Here is a 6915-nt window from a genome sequence, read left to right as displayed (position 1 = left end):
AGGCGGCCCTGGTGAACATCGCCGCTGGGCTGGACCCCGAGCGGGTCACCCTCTTCGTCCAGTCCCACGTGCCCGAGCACACGGAGCTGGCCTGGGTCTTCACCACCATCACCCCCCTGGGGGACCTCACCCGCATGACCCAGTTCAAGGACAAGGCCGCCAAGCAGGAGGCCATCTGGTCCGGCCTCCTCATGTACCCCGTGCTCCAGGCGGCGGACATCCTCATCTACAAGGCGGACACCGTGCCGGTGGGGGAGGACCAGGTGCAGCACATTGAGCTCACCCGGGAGATTGCCCGCCGCTTCAACGCCCTCTTTGGCGAGACCTTTCCCGAACCAGAGGCCCTCCTCAACCCCGAGGCCCCCCGGGTGCCGGGGATTGACGGCCGGGCCAAGATGAGCAAGTCCTTAGGGAACACCATTGGCCTCCTGGAGCCGGAGGAGAGCATCTGGAGGAAGATCCAGCACCTCCCGGACGATCCCCAGAGGATCCGCCTCTCCGACCCCGGGGCCCCGGAGCGGAGCCTGGTCTTCACCTACCTGGCCTACTTCGCCCCCCCGGAGCTGGTGGAGGCCCTCAAGGAGGAGTACCGGAGGGCGGGGGTTGGGACTTTGGTGGTGAAAAGGGTGCTTTTTGAGGAGATGATGAAGGTCCTCCGCCCCATCCGGGAGCGGGCCGAGGAGCTGAAAAAGGACCCCGACTACGTGATGGATGCCCTTTTGGAAGGGGCCAGGCGGGCCAGGGCCGTGGCCCAGGCCACCATGGAGGAGGTGCGGGAGAAGGTGGGGCTTCTTCTGCCCAGTAAGCGCCCGGTGCGTTCGTGATCCGCCTCGAGCTTCCCGGCTTTTCCGGCACGCCCCTGGAGCTCAAGGAGGCCTTGCGGCGGGGGCGCCTATCCCCAAGGGCCGTACCCCTCCTCCTGGTGGTGGACCAGGCCCTGGCCCAGGTGCCTGAGGACCTGAGGCAAAGAAGCGAGCTTCTCCCCATCCTGGCAGAGCTCTTGCTTCTCAAGCTCTCCCCGGAAAAGGCCCTGACCCCAAGGGAGGAAGGGGAGGAAGCCCCCCTGGTGCAGGTACTTCTGGATCTTTCGGAAACGGTGGCCTTTTTGGAGGAGCGCCTTAAGAAACGCTCCCGGCTTGTACCCGTTTCCCCGCCTCCCTTGCCCAAGCCGGCCTTACGCCTTCCCCCTAGGGCCTTGGTGGAGGCGGCGAGGCCCTTTAGGAAGGCGGTCTTGGCCGTGAGCCGGGAGCGCTTTGGCCTCCTCGAGGCCTGGGAGCGGCTCAAGGGGCTCCTGCGGGGGAAGGTAGCCTTCCAGGGCCTTCCCTTCGCCTCCTGGGGGGAAAAGGTGGTGGCCTTCGCGGCCCTCCTCGAGGCCGCCCGCCTGGGCCGGGTGCGCCTCTACCAGGAGGCCCCCTTCGCCCCCCTCTACGTGGAGGCGGAGGCGCCCTTAGAGGGGGACCTGGAGCGCACCGCCTAGGGGTACAATGGCCCCATGGGCGAGGCGGCAAGGCCCCTGGAGCTTCTGGACGCCGAGGCCTACCTGGCCATGGAAGAGCGGTCCCCCGTGCGCCACGAGCTCCTGGAGGGCGTGCCCTACCCCATGGCGGGGGCCACGGAGGCCCATAACCTCATCGTGGGCAACCTCTTCTACCATCTCCGCCCTCACGCCCGGGCCAAGGGGTGCAGGCTCTTCGTTTCGGACATGAAGCTCGAGGTCTCCTCCCGCACCTTTTATTACCCCGACCTCATGGCCGTGTGCGCAGAAGACCCCCACCCCCTATACAAGGAGCGCCCCTGCCTGTTGGTGGAAGTCCTTTCCGAGAACACCGAGGCCATAGACCGCCGGGAGAAGCTCTGGCGCTACCGGGAGCTCCCAAGCCTCCAGGGCTACCTCCTGGTGGACTCCCGGGAAAGGCGGGTGGAGGGCTATTTCCGCCAGGAGGAGGGTTGGCTTTACCGCCTGTGGGAGGGAGAGGGGGTGGCGGAGGTGCCCTGCCTCGGCGTGGGGATAAGCCTGGAAGCCATTTACGAGGGGGTAGAGGTTTAGGAGGTCTCTAGAGCCCGTAATAGGCCTCGGAGAGGTCCAGGTGGCCCTTCAGGCAGGGTAGCGGCAGGTGGCCTTCCTCCGCCTCCTGGTACACCCATCCTTCCCCCTCCCGGTAGTAGCCGAAGGCCCGGGGGGTGCGGGAGTCCACCAGGAGGTACGCTTGAAGGGTGGGCAGGCCCAGGTACTTGCGGAGCTTTTCCCTCCGGTCCGTGGCCTCCGTGGACTCAGAGACCACCTCTATCACCAGGCAGGGCTTTTCCTTGTAGTATTCCCCGGGGTCTTCTTCACAGACCACCATGAGATCGGGGTAGTAGACCGTGGCGGCGTCCACCTTGAGCCGCATGTCGCTTGCGTAGAGGCGGCACCCCTTTTTCCGGGCCAGGGGGCCCAGGGCCAGGACCAGGTTCACCACCAGCCGGTTGTGCCGGTCGCTCGCCCCGGCCATGGCGTGGGGAAAGCCGTCCACCAGCTCGTGCTTTACCGGGGCCTCCCTCTCCAGGGCCAGGTACTCCTCCAGGCTGAGGGGCCGCACCGCCTTGGCCGCGCCCATGTCTAGAGTGTACTGGGGCGTGCGGCCCCATGCGATAGAATGCCCCCATGAATCTCCTGCGCCGCTGGTGGTGGCCCCTCTTCGCCTTCCTCTATCCCCTTGTGGTCTGGCCCTCTGCGTTCCCCCTGGAGGGGGTCGTCCGGGCGAAGCTCTTCTTCACCCTTTTGGCGCTTCTCGGTGGGCTCTTTCTGGAGCTCTCCGCCCACCCCGGGCTGCACCTGCGGGACCTGGGGCGGGCCCCCCGTTTCCTCAGGCAGCACCCTCCCCTCCTCCTCGCCCTGCTCCTGGGTTTCTGGATGACCCTTTCCACGGCACTTTCCCCCCAACCCGAGGTGGCCCTCACCGGTTCTTTGGTCCACGGAGGGGACAGCCTGGTCTGGGGGCTCCTGATGCTTGGCGTGTTCGCCCTGGCCTACCTGAGGGCCCTTTCCGACCCGGAGCTGGGAGGGCGCCTGGCCCATGGGGTGCTGGCGGGGGCTCTGGTCCTGTTAGCCATGGCCCTCGTGGAAGTTCTCATCGGGCGTGGAATCTACTACCGGGCCGAGCCCTGGGGCCTGCCTGTAGCCACCTTTCCCGGCAAGGGCCACCTGGCGGCCTACTTCGTCCTGGGGTTTGGCGTGGCCTCGGGGCTCTGGATCTGGACGGGCCGCCGGGTCTACGCCTTTCTGGCCCTTCTCCTGGCCTTTGGTCTGGGGCTCACCTTCAACCGGGCCGGGCTCCTAGCCTTGGGCGTGGTGTTCCTCCTTTCCCTGCGCCTCCGCCCACGATTAGCCCTCGCGCTGGCCCTGGCCGGGGCGTTGGGCGTGCTTTCGGGCTGGGAGCTAGTGCGCCTGGCGAACCCCGCTGGGGTCCGGGAGGTGGCCTCGGGGCACACGTTCTTTACCCGGCTCTACTACTGGAAGGCCGCGTTAGGGGGCATTGCGGCGCGGCCTCTTTGGGGATGGGGGGGTGGGGTCTTTGAGAACTACTGGCCCAACTATCTTTCCCATAGCGAACTTGAGCACTTTGTAGAACAGGAGTGGGGATATGATGGTCTGAGTAGCGTTCTGGTTCTTCCACCACTTAGCCCTCTCTTTTTATTTGACAAAGCGCCAGAACCCTTTGTTGTCCGAAGTCTTCTGTTTCGTGCTCACAATGCCCTTTTGGAGGTAGGTGTCAAGTGGGGTACAATAGGCCTTTGGCTTTTCCTAATGCTTTGGGGACCGGCTTTCTTGCCTCTACGTACCAACGCCTTTTTCCAGATAGGCCTATGGGCAGTAGGCGTATATCTTCTCTTTTGGTTTATCATCCCTGAGTACGAGGGAGTTCTCTGGCTTATTCTGGCTGCCATGAAGGCTAACGGGAATCCCCCCAGTCCGACTGGGGGGATTCCTTAAGTCTCAGAGTACAGCTCGTTACTGCACTTGGACACCGTTAGCGTCACCCGAAACCGTATAGGTTTTCAGGCCATCTTTGTGCTTGACTGTAATGCTAAAAGAAGCTCCGTTAACGTTCAACCCGCTCAAGTTGCTACTACCATTAACCAGAATGCCATTGCTACAAGACTTTGGATCCAAGTTTGTTACATCTTGGCCGGTGAAGCTGTAATCAAGGCTTGTGGCGCTGGTGCGATTGGACTCCGCGGTCAGCGCGATCGTCCGGGCGCACTGGAGCGCCGCGGCATCAAAGGCCCGCTTCCGGGCACCGATGAGGTTGGGGATGAGCACCGCCGCCAGGATGGCGATGATGGCGATGACGATCAAGAGCTCAATCAGGGTAAAGCCTTTTGCGTTCCGCATACTTCCTTCTCCTTAGGGTTTTCCGCGCGTTTCATCCATTTGCGCGGCCATGAGTGCCTGTTGCCGAAAGCCGCCTCTAACTACCGCTTTCTCGTCCTCCTCCTGCCCTTCTCACCTCCCTTCACCCCCCAGTCTTCAGAGCCCGTACTTTTTTGTCAAGCCCCCCGGGGGGCTCCTCCTCAGAATGGGGGAAGGGTGTGAAAACGGTGTGAAAGCCTAGCGGAAATTGCGAGGGTAAACCCGCACCGTGTAGACCTGGCCTTGGCCGGGAACGTAGATAATGCGGCTTCCCTCCTTGGCTTTAAGCCGCAGGTTGAGGGTGAGGGCGAGGCGGGGAGCGCTCTGCACCTGAAAGAAGGCCAAGCCCTGGTCGTTATCCACTAGGTCGAGCACTACAAAGGGCTGGGCGTTGCTGAAGGTGGTGGCGTTGCACGCCTGGTTGCCGAGGCGGTACTCCCTGAGCATGTAGGTGTTGCTGTCGGCCCAGGGGTCAGGGGCCTTGTAGTCGTCCCCGACCTGGACCCGTGCTTCTAGGCGGTAGGCTCTTAGGGCGCACTGCCCCGGGTTATTGGGGTCCGGCACCAGGGCAGGCAGACAGGTGGGAGGAGTGCAGTCTTGCCCGTTTACCCTAGCGGAGGTGACCACGCTCTGCACTTCCTGAAGGGTGTCCACGAGGTATCCCGCAGCGTCCTTGAGCTCCTCCAGCAACTGGGCCTGCCTGCGGGCTAAGCGGTTGGCCCCTAGGGTCCCCTGGGTGAAGGCGAGAAGGGCGGTGGTGAAGATGGCCAGCACCGCCAGGGCCACGAGGATTTCCAGAAGGGTAAATCCCCTCTTCATGGCGCCCACTCCCGGTAGAAGGTGTAGGCCTTGCCCCCGCCCGAAAGGGTAAGCTTTACCGCCACCAAGCGGCAGGAGGCAGGAGAAGTACCCTGGGAACAAGTTACCTCGCAGGCGTAACCTGAAGTAGGATTACCGGAGCAAGGGGCAAAGCTTAGGGGCTGGCCCGGGTCCAGGCGCCCGGCCGCCCGCAGGTCCACGCTGAAGCCAGCGGTTGGGCTGAAGGAGGGAAGGGTTAGGGTGCGGTTGCTGTAGGTGCCTTCCCTCCTTGCCCGCTCCAGGTAGTCCTTGGCCACCACCACCGCCCGGGCTTCCAGCCCAGCGCTTCGGTTGACCCGGAAGACCCCAAGGAGACCCCCGAGGATAGCCACGCTGAGGAAACCGAAGACGGCGAGCGCCACCAGAAGCTCAAGCAGGGAGAAGCCTTTTCTCACCGCACCACCGCCTTTCCGATAACGCCGATAACGTTCACGTTCCGCTGCAAGCTGGGGTAGCGGCTGTGCTGGAGGGTGAACTTTTTCAGGGGAGCGTCCGTGGTACCGTGGGGAGGATTAAACTGGACGCTAGCGGGTAGGGTGTAGTTGCTTGCGCTCACCTGGGCACCCTGGAAGCGCCGGGTAGGGTTGCTTAGGGTGCCGCAGTCCTGGCCAGAGGCCCATCCCTCGGGCCACACCTTCACGCACCGGGAGCTGTTGGTGCGTTTGGCCTCGGCCCGGGCGTACTGAAAGGCCTGGGCCAGGGAGCGGGCGGCCTCCTCTAGCTCGGCCTGGGCGCGCCAACGAAGGAAGTTAGAAATACCGAGGACCAACAACAAGCCCAGAATAACGAGGACAATCACCACCTCCAGTAGAGAGAAGCCCCGTTTCACAGCCGCCTCCAGGTGCCGGCCTTGGCTACCACACTGGCTCCCGCCTGGCTCGCCACCCTTAGCCTTTGGAGCACCATGGGGTCGTAGACGATCTTGCCGCCTCCTTGCCCTGTGCCAGCGATTTGGGTCCAGCAATCGTTACCGTTGCAGTCCCGCAGTTCCGCCACGCCTTCCACCACTACGGCCCCTGTTAGGACCGCATTTCCTTGCTGGTCATAGTCCCCAGCCACATAAATGAGCCCCTGGAAGCCTTGATCACAGGAGCCGTTGACCGTGAGGTTTCCGAAGACCACCAGAATGCCCGATCCGCAGAGCCGATTGTGCCCGGTGAGCATAAGAGGCCCTTGGACCACCTTTAGCTCCCAGTTTTGCAGAGTTCCGTTGAAGGAGGAAGGGGAAACAGAGGGGTATAGTGCCTGGAAGGTAGCCTTAGGCATACCAAAGATGCGTAGGAAGAGCTCGTCGGGATTAGAGGGAACCATTGGGGAGTTTTCTTCCGTGCCGTTCCGGGGAAGGATCTCTCCCCCCCCCCTTGTGTCAATAGTTAAGAGGCTGTCGTAAAAGGGTGGTATCCTTGAGGGATGAGCTCTAGACGATCTTACCCCAGCGACCTCAGCGATGCGGAGTGGGCCCTCCTGGAGCCCCTCATCCCAGCCCCCAAGCCCGGCGGCCGCCCCGCCAAGGTGCCGAGGAGAGAAATCGTTAACGCCATCCTTTACGTCCTGGAAAACGGCATCAAGTGGCGGGCTATGCCCCATGACTTGCCCCACTGGTCCACCGTCTACCACTACTTCCGCAAGTGGCAGAAGGAAGGCATTTGGGAGAAGGCCGTCCA

General features: G+C 63.2%; 11 protein-coding genes. 5 read left to right on the top strand and 6 right to left on the bottom strand.

Annotated features, from left to right (window positions below; genetic code table 11):
• The 3 genes from trpS to B128_RS0100510 form a co-directional block, all read left to right on the top strand.
• Window positions 1-824 (top strand): tryptophan--tRNA ligase (gene trpS / locus B128_RS0100520; protein ID WP_018110352.1); only part of this gene is annotated, 824 nt, incomplete at its 5' end.
• Window positions 821-1477, top strand: coding sequence for a chromosome segregation protein ScpA (locus tag B128_RS0100515; protein WP_018110351.1), 657 nt, complete (start codon window positions 821-823; stop codon window positions 1475-1477). The genes trpS and B128_RS0100515, both read left to right, overlap by 4 nt.
• Before the next feature lie 15 nt (window positions 1478-1492).
• On the top strand, window positions 1493-2047 hold the full coding sequence (locus tag B128_RS0100510; protein ID WP_018110350.1) for a Uma2 family endonuclease: 555 nt from the start codon (window positions 1493-1495) through the stop codon (window positions 2045-2047).
• 7 nt (window positions 2048-2054) lie between these two features.
• Here B128_RS0100510 and B128_RS0100505 read toward each other — a convergent pair whose 3' ends face one another.
• A complete protein-coding gene (locus B128_RS0100505; RefSeq protein ID WP_018110349.1) occupies window positions 2055-2597 on the bottom strand; it encodes a Uma2 family endonuclease in 543 nt (180 codons plus the stop codon).
• A 47-nt stretch (window positions 2598-2644) separates the two neighbouring features.
• Here B128_RS0100505 and B128_RS0100500 point away from each other — a divergent pair, with 47 nt between their 5' ends.
• Entirely contained in the window at window positions 2645-3973 is a 1329-nt protein-coding gene (locus B128_RS0100500; protein ID WP_018110348.1) for an O-antigen ligase family protein, read from the top strand.
• A gap of 18 nt (window positions 3974-3991) precedes the next feature.
• Here B128_RS0100500 and B128_RS12065 read toward each other — a convergent pair whose 3' ends face one another.
• The 5 genes from B128_RS12065 to B128_RS12985 form a co-directional block, all read right to left on the bottom strand.
• The gene (locus tag B128_RS12065) at window positions 3992-4375 is read right to left on the bottom strand and encodes a prepilin-type N-terminal cleavage/methylation domain-containing protein (protein WP_018110347.1); all 384 of its coding nucleotides are present in this window, start codon (window positions 4373-4375) and stop codon (window positions 3992-3994) included.
• 216 nt (window positions 4376-4591) lie between these two features.
• Entirely contained in the window at window positions 4592-5212 is a 621-nt protein-coding gene (locus tag B128_RS0100490; protein WP_018110346.1) for a PulJ/GspJ family protein, read from the bottom strand.
• Window positions 5209-5646: a prepilin-type N-terminal cleavage/methylation domain-containing protein gene (locus B128_RS0100485; RefSeq protein WP_018110345.1), complete on the bottom strand. Its 438-nt coding sequence runs from the start codon at window positions 5644-5646 to the stop codon at window positions 5209-5211. The genes B128_RS0100490 and B128_RS0100485 overlap by 4 nt, the downstream gene beginning before the upstream one ends.
• Window positions 5643-6080, bottom strand: coding sequence for a GspH/FimT family pseudopilin (locus tag B128_RS0100480; RefSeq protein WP_018110344.1), 438 nt, complete (start codon window positions 6078-6080; stop codon window positions 5643-5645). Before B128_RS0100480 ends, B128_RS0100485 begins: the two co-directional genes overlap by 4 nt.
• Complete coding sequence (locus tag B128_RS12985; protein WP_018110343.1) at window positions 6077-6415, bottom strand: hypothetical protein; 339 nt, start codon at window positions 6413-6415, stop codon at window positions 6077-6079. The genes B128_RS0100480 and B128_RS12985 overlap by 4 nt, the downstream gene beginning before the upstream one ends.
• A 246-nt stretch (window positions 6416-6661) precedes the next feature.
• On the opposite strand from B128_RS12985, the gene B128_RS0100470 reads away from it, so the two are divergent.
• Window positions 6662-6915, top strand: a 254-nt coding sequence (locus tag B128_RS0100470; protein WP_018110342.1) for a transposase, incomplete at its 3' end; no start/stop codon positions are given.

The sequence above is a fragment of the Thermus igniterrae ATCC 700962 genome, assembly GCF_000376265.1.
Lineage (GTDB): Bacteria > Deinococcota > Deinococci > Deinococcales > Thermaceae > Thermus > Thermus igniterrae.
This window is presented reverse-complemented; position numbering and strand designations above follow the sequence as displayed.

Bases quoted from the DNA above. Each gene is read 5' to 3' on its own strand.
- B128_RS0100510 (WP_018110350.1), top strand. From the start codon at position 1,493: ATGGGCGAGGCGGCAAGGCCCCTGGAGCTTCTGGACGCCGAGGCCTAC.
- B128_RS0100505 (WP_018110349.1), bottom strand. From the start codon at position 2,597: ATGGGCGCGGCCAAGGCGGTGCGGCCCCTCAGCCTGGAGGAGTACCTG.
- B128_RS0100500 (WP_018110348.1), top strand. From the start codon at position 2,645: ATGAATCTCCTGCGCCGCTGGTGGTGGCCCCTCTTCGCCTTCCTCTAT.
- B128_RS12065 (WP_018110347.1), bottom strand. From the start codon at position 4,375: ATGCGGAACGCAAAAGGCTTTACCCTGATTGAGCTCTTGATCGTCATC.
- B128_RS0100490 (WP_018110346.1), bottom strand. From the start codon at position 5,212: ATGAAGAGGGGATTTACCCTTCTGGAAATCCTCGTGGCCCTGGCGGTG.
- B128_RS12985 (WP_018110343.1), bottom strand. From the start codon at position 6,415: ATGCTCACCGGGCACAATCGGCTCTGCGGATCGGGCATTCTGGTGGTC.